General features: G+C 58.3%; 17 protein-coding genes and 1 riboswitch. Of the genes, 8 read left to right on the top strand and 9 right to left on the bottom strand.

The features are described 5' to 3' along the window. The 4 genes from HS103_00965 (at window position 1) to HS103_00950 (ending at window position 3,534) form a co-directional block, all read left to right on the top strand. Window positions 1–390, top strand: a complete 390-nt coding sequence (locus tag HS103_00965) for a YbaB/EbfC family nucleoid-associated protein (GenBank protein ID MBE7511372.1) — start codon at window positions 1–3, stop codon at window positions 388–390. 115 nt (window positions 391–505) lie between these two features. Then, complete coding sequence (recR, locus tag HS103_00960; GenBank protein ID MBE7511371.1) at window positions 506–1,114, top strand: recombination protein RecR; 609 nt, start codon at window positions 506–508, stop codon at window positions 1,112–1,114. Window positions 1,115–1,219: 105 nt separating this feature from the next. After that, window positions 1,220–2,368: an FAD-binding oxidoreductase gene (locus HS103_00955; protein MBE7511370.1), complete on the top strand. Its 1,149-nt coding sequence runs from the start codon at window positions 1,220–1,222 to the stop codon at window positions 2,366–2,368. 56 nt (window positions 2,369–2,424) lie between these two features. Beyond that, entirely contained in the window at window positions 2,425–3,534 is a 1,110-nt protein-coding gene (locus tag HS103_00950) for a glycosyltransferase family 4 protein (GenBank protein MBE7511369.1), read from the top strand. Here the strand turns inward: HS103_00950 and HS103_00945 are convergent. The 4 genes from HS103_00945 to HS103_00930 form a co-directional block, all read right to left on the bottom strand. Further along, entirely contained in the window at window positions 3,518–4,345 is an 828-nt protein-coding gene (locus tag HS103_00945; protein MBE7511368.1) for a hypothetical protein, read from the bottom strand. The two genes, HS103_00950 and HS103_00945, sit on opposite strands and share 17 nt — an antisense overlap. Window positions 4,346–4,411: 66 nt before the next feature. After that, a complete protein-coding gene (locus tag HS103_00940) occupies window positions 4,412–4,612 on the bottom strand; it encodes a hypothetical protein (protein ID MBE7511367.1) in 201 nt (66 codons plus the stop codon). 142 nt (window positions 4,613–4,754) lie between these two features. Further along, window positions 4,755–6,341, bottom strand: coding sequence for a glycosyltransferase family 2 protein (locus HS103_00935; protein ID MBE7511366.1), 1,587 nt, complete (start codon window positions 6,339–6,341; stop codon window positions 4,755–4,757). 154 nt (window positions 6,342–6,495) lie between these two features. Beyond that, window positions 6,496–7,761 carry a HAMP domain-containing histidine kinase gene (locus HS103_00930; protein ID MBE7511365.1) on the bottom strand — a complete coding sequence of 422 codons (1,266 nt, stop codon included), beginning with the start codon at window positions 7,759–7,761 and terminating at the stop codon, window positions 6,496–6,498. A 257-nt stretch (window positions 7,762–8,018) separates the two neighbouring features. Then, window positions 8,019–8,121: riboswitch (SAM riboswitch) on the top strand. Between the two features lie 176 nt (window positions 8,122–8,297). Between HS103_00930 and HS103_00925 the strand changes: the two genes are divergently transcribed. Together HS103_00925 and HS103_00920 are read left to right on the top strand one after the other, a co-directional pair. Continuing rightward, a complete protein-coding gene (locus tag HS103_00925; protein MBE7511364.1) occupies window positions 8,298–9,488 on the top strand; it encodes a methionine adenosyltransferase in 1,191 nt (396 codons plus the stop codon). A gap of 82 nt (window positions 9,489–9,570) precedes the next feature. Further along, the gene (locus HS103_00920) at window positions 9,571–9,930 is read left to right on the top strand and encodes a hypothetical protein (protein MBE7511363.1); all 360 of its coding nucleotides are present in this window, start codon (window positions 9,571–9,573) and stop codon (window positions 9,928–9,930) included. Here HS103_00920 and HS103_00915 read toward each other — a convergent pair. Further along, on the bottom strand, window positions 9,841–10,347 hold the full coding sequence (locus HS103_00915) for a hypothetical protein (GenBank protein ID MBE7511362.1): 507 nt from the start codon (window positions 10,345–10,347) through the stop codon (window positions 9,841–9,843). The two genes, HS103_00920 and HS103_00915, sit on opposite strands and share 90 nt — an antisense overlap. 41 nt (window positions 10,348–10,388) lie before the next feature. Next, entirely contained in the window at window positions 10,389–12,992 is a 2,604-nt protein-coding gene (locus HS103_00910; protein MBE7511361.1) for a HEAT repeat domain-containing protein, read from the bottom strand. A gap of 196 nt (window positions 12,993–13,188) precedes the next feature. On the opposite strand from HS103_00910, the gene HS103_00905 reads away from it, so the two are divergent. After that, on the top strand, window positions 13,189–14,889 hold the full coding sequence (locus tag HS103_00905; GenBank protein ID MBE7511360.1) for a hypothetical protein: 1,701 nt from the start codon (window positions 13,189–13,191) through the stop codon (window positions 14,887–14,889). 392 nt (window positions 14,890–15,281) lie between these two features. Then, the gene (locus tag HS103_00900; protein ID MBE7511359.1) at window positions 15,282–15,932 is read left to right on the top strand and encodes an HD domain-containing protein; all 651 of its coding nucleotides are present in this window, start codon (window positions 15,282–15,284) and stop codon (window positions 15,930–15,932) included. Here the strand turns inward: HS103_00900 and HS103_00895 are convergent, their stop codons facing one another. From HS103_00895 to HS103_00885, 3 genes are all read right to left on the bottom strand, one after another. Then, window positions 15,933–17,297, bottom strand: a complete 1,365-nt coding sequence (locus HS103_00895) for a WD40 repeat domain-containing protein (GenBank protein MBE7511358.1) — start codon at window positions 17,295–17,297, stop codon at window positions 15,933–15,935. It lies immediately after the preceding gene. Window positions 17,298–17,300: 3 nt separating this feature from the next. Continuing rightward, window positions 17,301–18,584: an MFS transporter gene (locus HS103_00890; protein ID MBE7511357.1), complete on the bottom strand. Its 1,284-nt coding sequence runs from the start codon at window positions 18,582–18,584 to the stop codon at window positions 17,301–17,303. 155 nt (window positions 18,585–18,739) lie between these two features. Beyond that, window positions 18,740–19,402, bottom strand: coding sequence for a sortase (locus HS103_00885; protein MBE7511356.1), 663 nt, complete (start codon window positions 19,400–19,402; stop codon window positions 18,740–18,742). Window positions 19,403–19,481: the final 79 nt, after the last annotated feature.

Raw genomic sequence — 19,481 nt, 5'->3', positions numbered from 1 at the left:
ATGACAAAACGACGCAGCGGCGGCTTTGGCGGTCCTGGGATGGGCGGTGGCGGCTCGATGGGCGGGATGATGAAGCAACTGCAAAAAATGCAGGAAGACATGGCAAAAGCACAAGAGGCGCTTGCCAACGAAACGCTTGAGGTGAAGGCAGGCGGCGGCGCAGTGACCATTGTTATCAGCGGGCATCAGCGCATCCAGTCGATCACCATCAATCCAGAGGCGCTGGACACCAACGACCCCGAATGGCGCACCGACCTTCAAGATTTGCTGGTGGTCGCCGTGAATCAGGCAATTGAGGAAAGTCAGAAACGCGCTGCCGAACGGATGGAAGCGGTTTCCGGCGGCGTGAATGATGTTCTGGGCGGCTTGGGCGGTTTGCTCGGCGGCTAAGACGCGCCTTCTTTACTCCCCGTGCGGCTGGCGGGCGCATCGTCATGCGCCCGCAATGTGTGCTGAGGTGTGACGATCTGTTTGTGATTAGCAACCCATCAAAGCCAAAGTGATCATGTCGAAAGCCATCCCTGAATCCGTCACCCGTCTGATCGATTCCTTTTCCCGTCTGCCGGGGATAGGACCGAAAACCGCCTCACGGCTCACCTATTTCCTGCTCCGTTCGCCGGAAGACCTCGCCTCAGCGCTTTCCACCGCAATCACCGACCTGAAGGCGAAAACACGCCTGTGCAAGGTCTGTTTCAACATCACCGAGGACGAAACCTGCCCCATCTGCACCGATGAACGCCGCGATGGAAAGCTAGTTGCCGTCGTTGAAGAACCCCTCGATGTGCTGGCATTAGAGCGGGCGGGTGTTTTTCAGGGGCGTTACCATGTCTTGCACGGCGTCCTCAGCCCGCGTGAAGGGATTTTTGCCGAGAATTTGAAGATCAAAGAGTTGATCGGGCGGGTGAAAGAGGGGATGATTACCGAGATCATCCTCGCCACGAACCCAGGCATGGAAGGGGACGCCACAGCGCAGTTCATTCGCGATGAATTGGGGCGGGCGTCGCTCACGGTGAAGGTGACGCGCCTTGCACGCGGGCTTTCCACCGGATCGGACTTGGAACATGCCGACGCCGCAACTCTGATGCGGGCTCTGGAAGGGCGACAAAACCTATAGAATGCCTAAGATGACCTTGATTTTGCCGAGGCGCATCGCTGTAACGGTAAGGGGGAGTGAGGGTACCCGCGTAACCTCAGTGAGTCAGCAAGGATACTGCACACTATGACTGTCTCCATTTGGCACGCCGATGACACGCAGCCCATCCGTGAGGTTGATTTTCTGGTCATTGGCGGGGGGATCATCGGCTGTACGGTTGCTTATTTTGCCGCCCAAATGGGGCGGGGCGTCGTGATCACCGAAATGCGTGATATTGCTCTCGGCGCAAGCGGACGCAACGCCGGCTTTATGATCACCGGACCGGATACCTATTATCATCACGCCATTGATAAGCACGGTCACGCTGCCACGCGGGAGATTTGGGACATCTCCCAAAAAACACACACCTATTGGCGATTCTTTGCCGAACGGCACGCCGTCCCCCTTACCAACAGCGGATCGCTGCTGCTGGCAGAAAGCGAGGACGAAGCCGCCGATCTGCTCATCGCCGCCCGCATGATGGAACGCGATGGTATCCCGATTGAGTACCTGAGCAGCGATCCCCTTCAGCGCGGGTATCACGCCGCCATTCGGCAGCCCTTCGATGGGGCGGTGCATCCGGTGAGGCTGGCGCAAGCCGTCTTTGCCGAATCCGGCGCGGAGATGGTCACCAACAACGAAGTTTACGCCATCCACCAAGAGTCGCCCGATTCGGTTTGGGTCTATTCACGGCTCTATCGCTTCCACGCCCGCCATGTGATGCTCTGCACGAACGCTTATTCCGCCCTCATTGAACCTTATTTTGTGGGGAAAGTGATCCCCACACGGGGGCAAGTCCTCGCCACCGCCCCCCTGAAGGAGTCCGTACTCCCCACCTGCGGCTACAGTGATTATGGGTATATGTACTATCGGGAGACCTTCGACGGACGCTTGTTGATTGGCGGCGGGCGCAAACAGAACAAGCCGCTTGAAAACGACACCACCGATGACCGCACCACTGACCCCGTCCAGCGCACCCTAGAGGCGTATCTGAAGGAGCGCTTTCCAGAGGTCGATGCGCCGATAGAGCGCCGGTGGGCGGGGATTATGGGCTTCAGCCTTGATGGGCTGCCGCTGGTGGGAGTTTTGCCAGAGAAACCGAACGTAGGCTTTGCGGTGGGCTTCACTGGGCATGGCTTGGCGTTGGGGGCGGCAACCGCAGAGCGGGCGGTGGAGCGCCTCTTAAAGGGCGTTCGGGCGGGCGTCGTGGATAGTGCGCGGTTAGACGGACGCTGAAGGCTCACCCCCTGAAGATCACCGTTTCTGCCGTTGGGCGTTTCCACCTCTTTGACTTGGCGCGGGAGCTTGCCCGACGCGGGCATAGCGTCACTCTGCTAACGGGCTACCCTCGCCAGCGCCTTGATTCCGAACTGCGCCCCCTTGCCCAAACCCTTCCCTACCTCCCAACGCTTGAACTCGCCCTTGTGCGGGCGGGATTGACGCGCCTCAGCAAGCGCCTGAGCCGCCTTTCGGTGACAACCCATGACCGCTGGACAGCGCGGGTGCTGCCCCCTGCCGATGCCCTCATCGCCCTTTCGCAGACGGCGTGGGCAACCTTTCTGGCGGCGCAACGGCGCGGCGTGCGAACGATTCTAGAGCGTGGATCGGCACATATCGTCACGCAGCGTGCTATTTTGAGCGCGGAATATGCGCGGCAAGGGCTTCCGGCGGCGCGGACGTCCGTTCCGGCGTGGGCGGTGCGCCGCGAATTGGCGGAGTATGCCCTTGCAGATCGGGTCGTTACCCTCTCGGCGTTCGCCCGCCAAACCTTCCTCGATCAGGGTGTTGCAGCGGGGAAGGTTGTCGTCAACCCGTTGGGGGTTGATCTGGCACGTTTCACGCCAACAGGGAGGATGCCCCGCCCAAACAACGCCCCCTTACGAGTGATCTATGCTGGCGCGGTGAGCCTTCGTAAGGGAATCCCCGATCTGCTTGAGGGGCTGTGTGGGCAGCCTGGAATTGATCTCGTTTTGGTGGGGGGGATTGATGCCGAGATGCGTCCGATCGTGCGGCGCTATGGAGGTCAATTCACCCATATCCCGAATGTCTCCCAAGCTGCGCTTGTCGATCACTACCGCGCCGCCGATGTGTTCGCCATTGCCTCCCTTGAAGATGGCTTTGGGATGGTTGTCCCCCAAGCGATGGCGTGCGGGTTGCCCGTGATTGGGACGGCGAACACCGGCGCGGTGGGGATGCTCATTGAGGATGGGCGGGAGGGATTCATTGTCCCCATTCGTGACCCCTTAGCGCTGCGGGCGCGAGCGGTCTATCTGCGCGATCATGCTGAGGAACGCCGAGCAATGGGCGCGGCGGGACAGGCAAAGGTAGCAGGGCTTGGCGGGTGGGTGGCGTATGGGGCGCGGGCAGAGGCGATTCTTGCGGAGCTTATTCCTCCCCGCTGATGGCGCTGGCAGGATCAATGCCATAGGGGGCGGTGAACGCATAGCGAGCAACCTCAAAGGTTGGGTTCACCATGTGCGGGAGTGTCCATACCGCCGCTACTTCCGAGGAGAACTTGGCGATCTTGTTCACATCGCGGATTGCGCCTGCCTTCACCGCCGCTTGCATGAATTGAACGGCTTTGGGGAGTGAGGTAAAGGTGAGCAGCACCGCCGCACCGCCCCCGTCCGCCGCCGTGATCGCCTCCCAACGGAGTGTATCGGCGGGGGTGAGCGCCCACGCTGGCTTGTTGGGCGTCTGCCGGATCAAGAGGAACAGATACAGATACTCCCTCTGCCGATTGGGGAGAGCCTCCCCCCCACGTTCGGCGCTCAGGGCAATCCGTTCCAGAGTCGTCAGGTTTGGGTAGGGAACTTCCCCCCGTGCCAGAATTCCCGCCCCCTTCGGAAGGCGCTCGGCAAGGACGCGGACGAAGCCCGCCTCCTCTAACACGCCGACAATCCTTGTAAAGTGATCCTCCCTATCCTGATCGAGAAGGATCAACCGCCCGCCGGGGCGCAGCACCGTCCTCGTCTGCGCTAAAAAAGGGGGATTGTCGGCGGTGAGGGTATCGGCGCGGTTGAAGGCGATGAGGGCGTCGGCACTCGTTGGTTCAAAAGTAAGGAGGGGAGGGGTCTGTGTGATATGCAGATCGGGACGGGACTGGCTAAAAAATGCGGCAGAGTCGGCATCACCGAGGTGAATCAAATGGAGTCGCTCCCCACTAGGAGGTAGGTGGCGGAGCATTTCAGTGAGGGTATCCGGGTGAGGCATGAGGCTGATGGTGCGTCTGATGTGTCTAGGAGGGTAGTCCCCTAAGAGGGACTACGCCTACTGGATTTACTTTTTGGGCTGTTTTGCCCCTGTCAGAGGCTTCAACAGTTCAAGGAACTCATCCCATTCTTCCTGATAAAAATGGATGGTGACATTGCCCGTCCCCACCTCAAGGTGGTACTGGACTTCACCATCTGGCTCTTGGGACATCCACACGCTGTAATTTTCTGTTTCGGCAAGGACTTCCGTTGGGATTTCGCTATCCATAGCTTTCTTATTTCTACTCCCTTGATGATGGTAGATGGTACGAAGGATACGCCCCTCCGCCCTGATAGTTTATGGGGCAAGACATTGAGGGGCATTCTGACAGGGCAGCCTTATCGGGCTGCCCAATACGAACAAGGCGGGGTTAGACTTTCCGTGCCACTTTGTATTCCAACGATACGCCGAGCATCAGCCGCGTCTGCGCCTCAATTGCCGGTAGAGCAACGAGGATCAAGACCAAGATACCGAGGGCAATGAAACTCCCTCCAGTCAAAACAACCTCACCAAGCCGCCAGGGGTGAGAGCGCGGCGGGCGCATCTTCAGGTCGATCCAATAAAAGAGCATCCCCATGGCTGCTACTGTGACGAGCGCCCCCTGAATGATCAGGAATTCTGGGGAGAAAATCCGTCCTAAGAACAACCCGGGATTCAAGATGAGGGGAAGTTGTGTCCCCACCGTCATAATCATCCAGCCAGCGCCCGCCATGAGGTTATCGTGGGAGACGCGCAAGAACACCCGCAGCGCCCGATGAAAGGGGATGGGACGTTCCATCATCAGACGGATCGTGTAGCCCATCTCTTTCGCCCCCCACGCATGGCGGAGCGTTTGGTTGTAGCGATTCCGGCAGGAGTCGATGAAGCCATCGCCCGTCACCGAATAGGCGGAGAAGGGCAAGTAAATCGGTTCAATTTGGAGCAAGCCCTTGCGCCCAAAGTAGCACTTGATGAACATGTGCCAGTCTTCAGCGATCACATCGGTATCCCAATAGCCCACATCATGCGCCAAGCGCAGGCTGAGGGAATAGGTGGAGATGGGCAGTCCTTGCCACCATGAGCCAGCGAGGTATGCCAACTCCCACGCCGCCGAATATGCTTGCACAATGGCAAGGGCGGGGTGAACATCCCACACATTCCCATTATAGCGGATGGGCGCTTGCCAAATGGCGCTCATGCGGTGAGAGGTGGTGGCAAATTGGCAGGTGAGCGCCTCAAGGTAACGGGGGTGAAGGATTGAGTCGGCGTCGCTGACGGTGATCACTGTGTGATCAAGGCACATGCCCGTATCTTCGCAGAGCATTTTTTGGACGTGCTTTGCCGCCCACGCCACATTGGAGGACTTGCCCGCCACCTCGCCAACGATCCCACGCGGGTGAAGGGTGGCATGAATGGCGAGAAAGCGCCCCTCAAACTCGGTACGGAGTGTGGCGGCGGTGCTGGCGGCGTTGGGGTCGCTTGCCTCCATTGCTAAGGCAATGATGATCTGTTCGCGGGCAAGGGGGGACGCCGCCAAGCGTTCGAGGGTTGCCCGTAAAACGGTAATGTCTTCTTTGTAGTTGGGGATAATGACCAGATGGCGAACGTCCTCCCAACGGAGGCTGTCTGCCCGCCGTTGGCGGAGGTACTGCGCCCGCCAATCGGTTGCCTCCCAACGGCGGATATGGCGCACGCCGAGGAGGTTGGCGACCCCTGCCGCCGCCATACGTAGTGCCATGTATGCGCCAATCGAGGCAGCCACCGTGAACACGACCACCGGGGCAAAGACTGTACCAGCGATGACGAGGATAAAGCTCACCCACATCAGAGCGCCGGGGATGCCGTCCAGAATCCGATTGCGCAAGGTGGGCGGTGGTGCTTGTAGGCGCTTGCGGCGGTTTTCCCGCCAAATGCGCCGCGCCCCAATGAGTACCCCACCACGTCGCAGTTTTGTTGATTGTCCGGGTTGAAACGTCACCCTGTATTCCTTCCGCCCAGAGACTTTGTGTAGAGTATCACAATTTTACGAACTTTGGAATAGGGGAGAGGGCAAGGCGCACAAGCGAACGCTCATCAGCGTGCTGCTGCCTGGGTAGGGTGATGTTCCAAAGGTATTCAGATGATGGTTGATGTTAGGATGACTCTTTTCCTTTGATCGGAAGCGCCATTGTGAAAGTTGCGCCCTTGCCCACGCCGGCGCTCTCTGCCCAAACGCGCCCATGATGGGCTTCGGCAAAGCCGCGTGCAATGCTCAACCCCAAGCCCATCCCATTGTGTTTGCGGGTCATGTGGTCGGCAACTTGGTGAAATTCCTCAAACACTTTTTCCAATTGATCAGCGGGCAGCCCAATGCCATTATCGGACACGCGCACCCAAATTTCCTCGCCGTGCGGCTCGGCATAAAGGCGGATCGTCCCTTTGTTGGGGGTGAATTTGATGGCGTTGTTCAGGAGGTTGATAATCGCCATGGCAACCTTTGTCCGATCCATATAGACAAGGACATTGGTATTGCCGAGATCGATCTCAAGGCGGTGTTCTTTTGCTTCGGCAAGAGATTTCAAATCGTTATGCGCCGCCTGCATCAGTGTTCCAATGGCGGCATGTTCCATCGCCAGTTCGATCTTGCCGATCTGCAAATAACGGAGGTTCGTCATGTCCTCAATCAGATTGCGCAAGTGGAGGGCGCTGTTCAACACAGCAGCGGCGTGATCGCTTGCCTCGCCTTGTGCTTCGTCCTTCAGGAAACTGGCATAGCCGAGAATCACGCTCAGCGGGGTGCGCAGTTCGTGGGAGGCAATGGCGATGAAATCGTTCTTGATTTTGTCCAGTTTGCTGAGTTCCTCGTTGGCTTTGCGGAGCGCCTCGGTTTGGCGGGCATTGCTGATGGCAACGGCGGCGTGAGAGGCGAGAATCGTCAGATGGGTGAGGTTGTCTTGCGTCCATTCCCCGCTGCGGCGGTTGAGCGCCTCCACGACGCCGATCACATTGCCGCGCACATGCATGGGGACACCAAGCAGCATCTGCGTCCGAAAGCCAATCGATTCATCGACAGAGCGGTAAATGCGGGCATCGTCAGCGGCATTTTGAATGATGATCGGGCGGTTCTCCCGCACGATCTGTCCGGCGATGCTACCGCTCATGGGGACGGGAATTTTTTGCAAATCCTCGATGCTGCTGCCGGGCGTGTTGGAGGCGGCAAAGCGAAGTTCGTCGTTGTTGCGGTTGTAAAGCAAGATCGACGCTGCTTCACATTCGGTAATCTCGCAGACAGCATCCAAGATGTAGCCAAGAATAGGTTTGAGGGCAACATTGAGGTTCAACACAAGACTGACATCCAGCAGCCGACTCAAAATGGCATTTTGTCGTGTCAGGTCATGTGGTTGGGAAGCCGTTGTCATCGGGATTCACTTTCCCCGCGTTCGGGTGTCTTTGAAGTTTCCGGCGTTGTGTGCTGTTCTTATTAGACAAAATTATAGACCATTTTGACCTTAGGGATAACCATCGGAAGTGTACCAATCGTGAAAAAGGGCTATAAAGAGCAGCAGGGCAGGCAGGATGAGGGCAAGGCGGTAAGGTGGCGTGTCTAAACTGAATTGACATTCTTCGCCCACCGTGATACCATTCGGCGCTCAAATCGATGTATCACCTTCTGCAACTCTTATCCAGAGCGGTGGAGAGAACGGCTCGTTGAAACCGCAGCAACCCCCGAAGCGTCGGGATGGTGCTAACTCCGACAGTTTTTTTCTGGAAGATGAGAGGCGGCAGCACCGCAAAAGGAATCATCCGGCTGCGGTTTCCCCGTCAGGTATACCCGAAGGTGTTTTCTCCGTGCTGGATCAGCGAAGCGCGGGTGATATGTCGCAGCCATTCCTTATGTCCGATATGACCAGCAATGAGGATCGAAGAATTACCCGTGAGCAGCAATAACACCTTCATGTCGTCGCCCCAACTTTTCTACACCTCTGAATCGGTGACAGAGGGGCATCCCGACAAAATGTGCGATCAGATCAGCGATGCCGTACTGGACGCGCTGTTGGCGAAAGACCCGCTCTCTCGCGTCGCCTGCGAAACCGCCACAACCACAGGCTTGATCGTCGTCATTGGCGAGATCACCACCGATGCCTATGTCGATATTTCGACCATTGCCCGCGATGTCGTCCGCGAGATTGGCTACACACGCGGCAAATTTGGCTTCGACGCCGACACCTGCGGGGTGATGGTCTCCATCAAAGAGCAGTCCAGCGATATTGCCATGGGCGTGGACAAGGCAAAAGAGGCGAAAGAACTCTCCGATGATGAGATCGACGCCATTGGCGCGGGCGATCAGGGCATGATGATCGGCTTTGCCTGCAACGAAACGGCGGAATTGATGCCGCTTTCCATCTCCCTAGCCCACCGCTTGGCGCGTTCGCTCTCGGTGAACCGCAAGAGCGGTGTTTTGCCCTGGCTGCGCCCCGATGGAAAATCGCAGGTCACGGTGGAATATGTGCATGGCAAGGCAAAGCGCGTCGATACCGTCCTCATTTCCACACAGCACGCGCCGGAGATTAGCCAAGAGCAAATCCGTGAGGCGGTTATTGACTGCGTGATCCGTCCGACGCTTCCGGCGGAACTGTTTGATGAGCAGACGAAAATCTTCGTCAATCCCACCGGACGTTTTGTTACCGGTGGTCCGTTGGGTGATGCGGGCTTGACTGGACGCAAGATCATCGTGGATACCTACGGCGGCGTGGCGCGGCATGGCGGCGGCGCGTTCAGCGGCAAAGACGCCACAAAAGTGGATCGCTCGGCGGCGTATATGGCACGCTATGTGGCAAAGAACATCGTTGCGGCGGGCTTGGCAGAGCGCTTTGAACTTCAGGTATCCTATGCCATTGGGGTGGCGCACCCGCTCTCCCTGGCGGTGGAAACCTATGGGACGGGGAAAGTCTCTGATGATTTGATCTTGGCGTTGATCAAGAAGCACTTTGATCTTCGTCCGGCGGCAATCATCCGTGACCTTGACCTGCGCAAGCCGATCTTCAAGCCGACGGCGGCTTACGGTCACTTTGGGCGCGACGATCTGAATGTTTCGTGGGAACGCACCGACAAGGCAGCCGCACTTCGTGCCGATGCGGGCTTGTAGCTCGCGCTGTTCGTAAAGCAGTGGGGCGATCTCCCTGAGATCGCCCCACACTCCCTCAGCCAAGCAACGAGGACGCTGAATCATGTACGCCCCCTCGGATATTACGCCGCCACAACCAGCCAAACACTCACAATCCATCCCGCCGGAGCGTGTGGCAGGACTCTTATTTGTCTTTTTTGCCTTGTTTACCTGTCTGTTTTTCTCGCTTGGGGCAGATGCCGATTTATTCAACCCCCAAAACACCGCCCGCGCTCAGACCCGCCAAGCAGCCAGCCGCACCCCCACCACCCCCCCCTTCACCCCGCAGCCAACCCTCATCACCACACCCCGTCCGGGGGATGGGAACGTCCGTCTATTGGAAGATGTGGTAAGCAATCACCTGCGATTTGTGAACGAAAATATACGGCGCGGCATCCACCAGACCCGGGCGGGCATCCAGTAGGGGGTAGATGCGGGCATCCGTCGCCGGAATGAACATTGATAGGTACGCCTCCGAAAAGTCCGTCACCTGAGCGTCGGGACCCATATGGAATTTCCCGATGATGCAGTAATGGGACGTATAGAGCGCCAACGGCTCAGTACGGGGGAGTAGTTGAATGCCGCTTGGGGGGGTGGGCAAGGCAACCGCCTGACACGCACGCTTACTGACGAACAGTTCATTCGTTTTCAGATGTGCCGCTGGGTTGCTGGCATTCACGCCGATCCCTTCCACCTCTCGCAAGATGAGGTTCGGGCGTTGGTCGTCATTGAGGAAGGTCATAAAGACGCCCAACGTTGGCAGCTTGGCGCGGTAATGAAAGCCCGCCGTGAAGATGGCAATATCAAGATCAACTTGGGTGGGTCCTAACGGTGCGCCCATAGCGGCGGTAGTCCTTTCCAGACTGGTTCAGAAAAATCCTATCAATTCAACGCTGGCAACTTCATCCCTAAGCGGGTTTGCAGCGCCGCCAGCGAATCATAGGCGGCGGTACGTACCCCTTCATCGGGGTCGCGCAGAGCGGTGTAGAGCGCCTTCAGCGCCGAATGATGCCCCAGCGTGCCAAGCGTTTTGGCGGCGGCGGCACGCAGCACCGGATCGCCCTCTTGGAGCGCCCGTACAAGAACTTGCCGCCCGTTTGGTCCCACCGGAACGCCCTCGCCCCGATCCGCCGCCCAACTGACCAACCACGCAATCTGATCGGGCTGCGGGTGGGTGTGGATGCTGATCCGATCCGGGCGCTGCGCCTCGCCCCAGGCTTGTTGGGCGGCGTTGCGGACAACCCACTCTCCATCTTCCAGCATCGTCTTATACAGCAGCGCCAACGCCCACGCTTTCTTGATCCGCGCTACGCCGTAGACCGCCGCCCGCCGCACATCGAGTTCGGAACTGACAATCGCATCGCGCAGGGTGGGGTGTCCCACATCAGGGAGCGCCGCCAGCGCCTCTGCCACCGCCCGCCGCAGTTGGGGATCGCCCGTCAATAACCCCTGAAGCATCGTTTCCAGAGCGCCCGGCGTGCCAATTGCCGCCAATGCCATGCCTGCTGCCAACTGGACATCGGGATCGCTGTCGTTAAGGGCGGGGGAAATTTCGCGCACGCCGTCTGGCTCGCCAAGCGCCCCTAAGCCCACACAGCACAACCGCCGAATCACGGGGAGGGGGGTTTTCAGCCCTTCGCGCAGAACAAATAAGACACCCTTATCCCGCGAACTGACCAGCGCCGCCATCGCCCGTTCGCGAATTGCCGGAAACTGGCTTGGCTGGAGGAGCGCTGCCCCAAGCTGTTTAAAAACCGTCCCTTTCCATTGGGCGCTGGCGGGGGAGTCGATCAGGCAGGGGACAAGGCTAAAGACGCCTGTATAGAGAAGGTCATAATTCGTATCCAAAAGGCGTGCTTGGGCAACCGCCTCAAAATTGAGTCGCGCCGCCGCAAAGGGCATGGCAATTTCCCACGCGGGCTTGCCCGCCGCCGCTGCAAGGGTCGTTTCTTGCAGTGTTTCGCTGGCGAGGAAGGCGGCGATCAGCGGATGGGCAAAGGCATAGCGATCCCCCGGCAGCGCCCTCAAAAGGACACTCTTGATCAGTTTGTTCGTTAGATCATCGGGGTTCGCCGTCGGTTTGCCGTCCGCGCCCGTGACAGCGGCAGTGATCATCTCTTTGATCTGGGCGTGTGTCAGCGGAGCACCGTTCGCCTCAAGGCTTGCCGCCGCTAGTTTCTCAAAATAGGGGCGCAGTTCGGCGGCGAAATGCCGCGCATAAAAATCGTACCAGCCGCGCCGCCCCACCTCTTTTTCATCATCAGCAAAGGCTGCCCACGCTTTGAGGGAGACATCCAGCGGCAGGCGGGCGCGGTTGTTCGCCTCGGCACGACGAACGATCTTTTCGGCAGGAATGGCTGCAGCCTTCCGCCCCTGTTTGCCAATCTGCGTCCAGCCCGTTGCCCAATGCCCCACAAGCGCGGTGTAATCGGTATCTTGCCACGCCCGCAGATAAAGGGGAGTAAAGCCGATATTCGCCAGTGTATCGTAACCGCCCACACCAGCAGTCACCACGATGAAATTGGCCCGATAGATGCTGAGGAAACCAGACAGCCACGCTATCACCGCAGGGCGATCCGCCTCACTGAGTTCGTCAAAGCCATCGAACATGACCAGCGCCTTGCCTGCTGTCAGCCGTGAATAGATGACGCGGGGAAGGGTACTGGCAACAACCCCGCCCGCGCTGCGCTGCATTGCCAAGACGAGCGGTTCAGCGGGGTCAAGCGCCCGTGCCGCCTTTTTGCCGTCCGCGCCAATGCCCAACACTTCTGGGCGCAGGTCAATCTCGCTGAGGTGGATGTAAATGGGTATAAATTCCCGCCACGAGGGAATCAGGGCAGCGGGCGTTTCCCCACCCGCCCCGCGCTGTTCATCCTTGATCTGCTTCAGGGCGCGGTCTTGCAGTTCTTTCCGTGCCTTGATCCGTTTCTCCCGTTCGGCGGGGGGGAGGTCTTTCACCTCGGTTTCAAAGGTTTCATCTTCCAAAAGATCAAGCTCAGGGAGGTCAATCGCTCCGCTGGCAACCAACCCTAAGACGGCAAGGGCGGTGCTGCGCCCCGAACCGGGCAGCCCCAACAGGGCAATCTGGCGTTCGCCAGCACGTAAATCGTTGATGCCCATCGCCTCAATGTTATACGGCGCGTAGGAGGCGGGAAGATCGTGAATGACTGGAATGGCATGAAAAATACTATCGATCCGCTCGGCATTCGGATCGGCGGGAGGAGGGGCGGCAAGAAAACGCGGTTCAACGTAGAGTTCGGCAAGGGCAATGTGATCGCCGGCAAGGTGGGCGGCGTTCAACCGTTTGGTGATGAATTCGTAATAACGCCCTTCGGCGCTGTTGGAGATGAACTCGCGGGTTTGCCCCACCCGTGACTCTGCCGTGCGGCGCAGGGCAACAATCCGATCTCGCAGGCGGTAAAGGATGAAGCCCATGACGGTGGCGGATAGAAACCCAATCAGAAATGAGCCAATGTTGAAACTCATACCGTTCCCCCACCTAAAAATATCACCGAAGAAATCAACATATCACAATAGACCGAGTAGGTGCGATGGCGTACTCAGGAATCCAAACTTGGGTACAATCACTGTAGCCGCGCCGAACGAAAGTCAATAGTACCACAAATGTGGCAAGCGTGAGCGCAAGCGAAAAATTTAGGCGATTCATCGGGAGTGACATTACATGGATCGGACAACATCGGCACCTGTCTCCCGTGGTGAGTGGCGGTGGGTTATCATCGTTGGCGGACTTCTGGTCACCCTCTCGCTCTTGCCCTACCTTTGGGCGTTGAACGGAGTGCAGACAGAAGGTAGTTATGCCTTTACGGGAGTCCTCTATAACCCGCTGGATGCCGCTACCTACCTTGCCAAGATACGGCAGGGAATCAATGGTAACTGGCTGATGAGCCTCCCCCACACCTCTGAACCACACGCCCCGGCGCTGATCCAAGTCTATTATGTGTTTTTGGGGCAGATCGCCCGCCTGTTAAGTATGTCGCCCATCGTCATCTACCAATTGACGCGGCTGGTTGGGGCGTTTTTCATGTATCTGGCGATGTACCACCTCGGCGCGACGATCTGGACACGGAAACGTGAACGACGGCTCTTTTTTGCCATTATGGGCATGGGGTCTGGTTTGGGCTGGTTGGGGCTGCTGCTCACTGCCGCCCGTACCGCGCCCGCCACCGATTTCACCATCCCTGAATCGATTCCCTTCCACGCAGCGTTGGTGAATGCCCATTTTGCCTTCTCGATTGCTCTGATCATGATCGCGGCGGCTGTGTTTGTGCGCGTCTTTCGTCCCGGTCACGACGAGCAGCCAACCCTGACCAACGGCGGCGGCACGCTCATCATGATCGCTCTCATCCTAATTGTGATCCAACCCCAAGCGTGGCTGCCTATGGCGGCAACGCTCGGCGCGTATAGTGCCGTTCTGACCATTCGCGGGCGAGGCGTTCCCCTCCGCGAGATCAATTGGGCGCTGCTGTTCATTCTTCCCGCCCTCCCTTTTCTCATTTATTATGTGGCAATCCTTTCCACTAATGAGGCGATGCGCCTTTGGAACGAGCAAAACCAAACCCCCTCACCGGGGGTGATTAACTACATCCTCGGCTTTGGGCTGCCGCTCTTGGTCGGCATCCCTAGCATCTGGCGGGCGTTCCGTCGCTTTGAACGGGATGGGGATCGCTTTATGGTCACCTGGCTGATCGTGAACGCTGCCCTGTTGTATGCCCCCTTTAATTTACAGCGCCGCCTTGCCATTGGGCTGTTCATCCCCATCAGTTATTTCGCTGTCCGCGCCCTACGCGATTACTGGTTTACGCGCATTCCGGCACGCTGGCGTGGGGCAACCCTGATCGCCCTGATCGTCTTTATGATTCCCTCAAACATCCTGGTGTGGGGGCTTCCGTTGGTGGGGATTCTTCAGCCCGAACAGGGACTAGAGGGATCGCTACTCATCTACCGTGACGAGGCGCAGGCAATCGCATGGTTGGCGGCGAACGGCAACGCCGGAGAGATTGTCCTTGCCTCGCCGAGGGTCAGTTTGTACATCCCCGTCTACAGCGATCTGAAAGTGGTCTATAGTCATCCCTATGAGACGCTTCGCGCCGCCGAGAAGTTGGTGTGGGTCAAGGGGTGGTTGGAGGGAATCTACTGCCCACCCAAAACGTCGGATCATGACGAACCAACCTGTATGCCTATGCCACCGGAAGCCTGCCGCACCGTCTTGGAGCGCTACAACGTGCGCTATGTCCTTCTACGGGCGGCAGATGCCTCTAGCGAGACGACGGGGGCAACGAGCCGCACAGCCTGCCTTGAGGTGGTCGGGTTGACGACGCCTATTCAGCGCATTGGGATGATAGCAATCTACCGTGTGCCGTAGTCTGTGGGCTACCCTAGAGAATCAATGATACATCTCATGTGACATGAAAAGGTAGTGAGGTTTGGGGTTCAGAAACCCTATCCCCCCGGTTACTGCACAGCAGCCGCCTTTTCCCGTACACAGGGAAAGGGGGAGAGATTTCCTCTCTCTGTTTACAGAGTGGGGGTCAGGGGTTCCAAGCCGCGTAGGGGTGGCTGCTTTCAGTTCGCTGCTTTAGCGGCGGGATCGCTTTTGGCTGCACTCCAAAGGGGCAGATTGAGGGGGATGAGGATTGCGGGGTTCTGGGGGAGTCTGCATCATTGGTTAGAGAGAGGTGAGGGGTGGTGGCTCTCACGCACAATCCGTTTCGGCATACAATAGCCTACTGTCGAACATAAACGAGCAAAGCGGTCATGACCATCCACACACCGAATTTCGAGGGCGCCAGGGCATATGCACTGGAACGGCTGGCAAACGAGCTTGACCCACGTCTGACCTATCACCATCTGGGGCATACCCGCGATGAAGTGGCAGCGGCGGTGGCGGTGCTGGCAAATGCCTTAAATGTCGAGGGCGAGCGCCTCATGCTGCTGCGGACAGCGGCATACTTTCACGATCTGGGCTATCTGCACAGCCGCCTTGAACACGAAATGCACAGCGTGTTCATCTGCCGTGAAGCACTGCCCGATTTTGGCTACAATGTTGTCCAAACCGAGGCGATTGGGACAATCATCATGGCAACGCGCCTTCCCCACCGCCCCAAGGATGTTTTGGGGGAAATCTTAGCCGATGCCGATTTGGATTCGCTTGGGTCGGCAGCCTTTCTTTCGCGCAGCGCCGATTTACGGCGTGAGCTTGAGACCTTCAACAGCCCCATCAGCGATGCGATGTGGTATCAGATTCAGATCGATTTTATGGAGGCGCATCACTACTTCACCGCGCCGGCTATTGCCCGCAATGGCGCGGCAAAGGAACGGCATATCGCCTTGATGCGGGCGCTGCTCAACGAGGCGCTGGAAAAAGACGCAGCCCAAAAAGGTGCAAAAGAAAAAGAGCAGTCGTGATCACTGCACCAGCCGGACTCCCCAATAGCGTATGATGCGATCCAGCCCGACAGCGGCAAGGCGCGTCCCATCGGGGCTAAAACCGAGTGCCGTCACCCCGCCGATATGCCCATCCAAAACAGCGGCAACGCGCCCCTCAAAGGGATCGTAGAGGGTCACCGTTGGGGCGATGCCCCCCGCCGCTAAGATCGTCCCGTCGGGGCTAAAGCTGAGATGGGTCACTCCATTGGGGGCAGGCAAGACAAACAGAGGCGTTTTCTGCCGCAGATCACTATCCCAGAGGCGAATCGTCCCATCGCGGCTGCCGCTGGCAAGGCGTGTCCCATCGGGGCTGAAGGCAACACTTAGCACACCACCCGTATGCCCTTGCAGCAGACCCGCTGGCTGTCCCGTTCGCACCGTCCAAAGGCGGACGGCACGCCCGCCAAGCGCTCCCGACGCCAACAGCGATCCATCGGGGCTGAAGGCAAGGCTGCTCACCGCGCTGTTATGCCCCACTAAGCGCCCTAACGGGCGACCCGTCGCCACATCCCAGAGGCGCACCGTCCCATCGGCGCTCCCCGATGCCAAGATCGACCCATCGGGGCTGAAGGCAAGCGTAAAGACGATTCCGGCATGACCGGGCAGAAAGAGCAGTTCCTCACCGGTGATCGCATCCCACACGTAAATGTTGCCTAAGGCATTGCCGCCCGCAATACGGACGCCATCGGCAGTCTCGCCCGGACTGAAGGAAACACTGTACATGCCCACCGGTCCTTCAATGGTGGGGATGGGCGTCGGTGTCGGCGTCAGGGTGCTGAGAATCACCGTTGTGGGGGTGGGGGTGGCAACCGAAAGGGGCAAGAGCGCGTTGATCTCCCGCCCGGAACTGACCTCCACAAGACGGACGCCCGTCTCCGTGTTGCTGACCATAGCGAGGATCATCCCATCGGGGCTAAGGCTGAGCGCATTCACAGCGAAAACGGTTCGGTAGCTGCCCACTTGAGTAATTTGTTCGATGGTTGCCAACGAGAGCAGCGCCAACCCCTGCAAGGCAGCGAGCGTCCGCGCCGGAGCAAGTGCCGTCGCCGTGAGCGCTCGATTGAAGCGAAGGTTTACCGTCGCCAAGAACTGCGCCGTTGCCGTTTGGTAATCCACCGTCCGTCGGACGAATGCCGTCTCGGTGAAGCGTGCCTCGATTGCCGCGTTCAGCGTCGCCTCCATCTCGGTGGCGCTTAGCGGGGCGGTGGAGGAGGCGGTTAGCGATGGAGTGCGCGTCTCGGCTTGCGCGGGACGCGAGGGGGCGGTACGCCCGCCGAGGATCAAGGCGATCACGATCAGGGCAATCATCCCCCCGAAACCAACCCCACTCCCGCGATGATTCATGGTTTACCCCATTTCCAGACTGACATTCGTTGGTCGGTTGCGAAAGATCAGGTAGATGCTGATGCCTGTCGTGGCAACCCCCACCCCCACAAGGGCATAGAGCAACCCAAAGCCGTGATTGCGCAAGAGCGCCCCGCTGACCGCGCTAGAGAGAAACCACCCCCCATTCCACAGGACGGAGTTCAGCCCGCTGGCAATGTTGCGCATGGAAGGCGGAAAACTTTCGATAAAGAGCGGTTGGTAAAGCGGCACGATCATGTTCCGTAGGGAGACGGCAAAATAAAGGGCAATGACGCCCACCGCCAAGACCGCCGCCCCCGACATGACAAAAAACGCCACTGCTGCCATGCCCATCAGGATCAGTGCCGCCCGCACCCGCCCGAAGCGCTTATCCCACAGCGGGGTGAGGACACTGGATGCCCCCATGATCAGCCACGCCACGCCGAGGAGTGTCCCCACCACCTCATCGGATTGGTGAAAGCGCGTCCGCAAAAAGAGGTTATAGAAGGGAAAGGTCATGCCCGCCGTAATTCCAAAGGTGATCATCGGCAGCGAAAGGTAGGTCATGCGCCACAGGTTGGTGCGGGTAAAGGTGCGCGGTTGGTCTTCGCCTGTTTTCGCCTTTTGGATCGCCCGTGTTTGGGCGGCGGTTTCCGGCTCGGCAAACAACAGAAGGGGAAGCACGCTGAGGGCGCTGAAAAGCCCCGCAGCAAAAAGCGCCCCAGCATAGGCAAAGATCGTTTGCTCTGGCGGCAGGGTTGCGCTTTGCACGACGGTGGGGAATAAGCGTGCCACAATCGAGGGCAAAAAGCCGCCCAACGCTGTCCCAAAAGATGTTCCGGTCAAGCCGACGATCTGGTACGTGGCAAAGGCGCGGGTGCGGTAACGCGCTTCCACCAGTTGGGCAATGAGCGGCACGCCAGCCAGGAACATGGCATTAAAAAACGCCCCAAACAAAAAGCGGCTCAGAACAAGCATGGGCAAAGTGGGCAAGAAGATGAGCGGAAGATAACTCGCCCCAACCCCTAAGGCACAGAGAATTGTCAAGCGACGCGCCCCCATCCGGTCTGCGACAATGCCCAGTGGAATGCCGGTGATTGTCCCCCCGACGCGCCCCAAGCCTTGCAAAATACCGATGGTATCTGATCCGTAGCCGAGGCTGACGAAATAAAAGTTCAAGATCACATCGGTGATCCCATAAACTGCCAGTTGCAAAAGGGCGGTGTGCAACAAAAACAGCAACATCCGCCGATCCATGCCGGCGAACAGCCCGCGAAGTCGGTGCATAAGAGTCAATTCTTTGGATTCAATTCTTATTGAAACTAGGTTATCCCTGTCCCTCAGCCTCAAGGCAAGGCAAGGGAACGAGGGTGACGAGGCGGATTGGATTTGCTCCCCAAACAGTTAGGCTGTGTTGATGTTTTGGTTCATTGGTTCAGAACCTAATTCGTCGTCAGCGGCTCGGCAATGACCACCAACCGCCCATTGTATGTCCGCTCTTTGTAGTCGTACTCCGTACAGGTGATCATCGTCAGCCGCCCTGAGCCGTTTTGCTCCGTCAGGTAGACATCATCCGGTTTAGCCTGGATGATCTCGGTGACGCGGTAGTATTTGCTCACCGCCCCCTCTTGCAGAATCACCAGATCGTCTTTGTTCACCTTAAAGAGGAAGGCGAACGGTCCGGGCGCTCCGGTGGCGCTTTCGACATGTCCGGCAAGGACGATATTGCCCTGCTCGTTATCGAACCAGCTTGTCCCTTCCAAATGCCCCACCGAATCACCCAGATAGCGGGTTTCCCATGTTGTATCGGTGCGGATTGCCTCAATGATCCGGCTGGTGAGCGAAGCAGCCGGAAACACAAGGTAGCGCGGGGGGACGCTGTGATCAACGGTGGGAGTGGGCAGGACATCCGTCCGCGCCAAACTGGTGGGAAGGGTGGGGGTAACCCCCGGTGAGAGGGTTGGGCTGGTGGTGGGTATGACCGACCCTACCTGACTGAGAAGTTGTTGGGCAGAAACGACGATTAGGACAACGCCCGCCACCATCAGAATCAACTGCCACAAGGATAACGAACGACGTGAACGACGCGAATAAGGCAGACCCATACCAAAAACCTTCAATGTAAAGAGCAGTGTGCGAGAAAGAGACCTTCAACCGCACATGATAACCCAACCGAAAGCATTT

This window comes from Anaerolineales bacterium, from assembly GCA_015075625.1.
Classification (GTDB): domain Bacteria; phylum Chloroflexota; class Anaerolineae; order Aggregatilineales; family UBA2796; genus UBA2796.
This window is presented reverse-complemented; position numbering and strand designations above follow the sequence as displayed.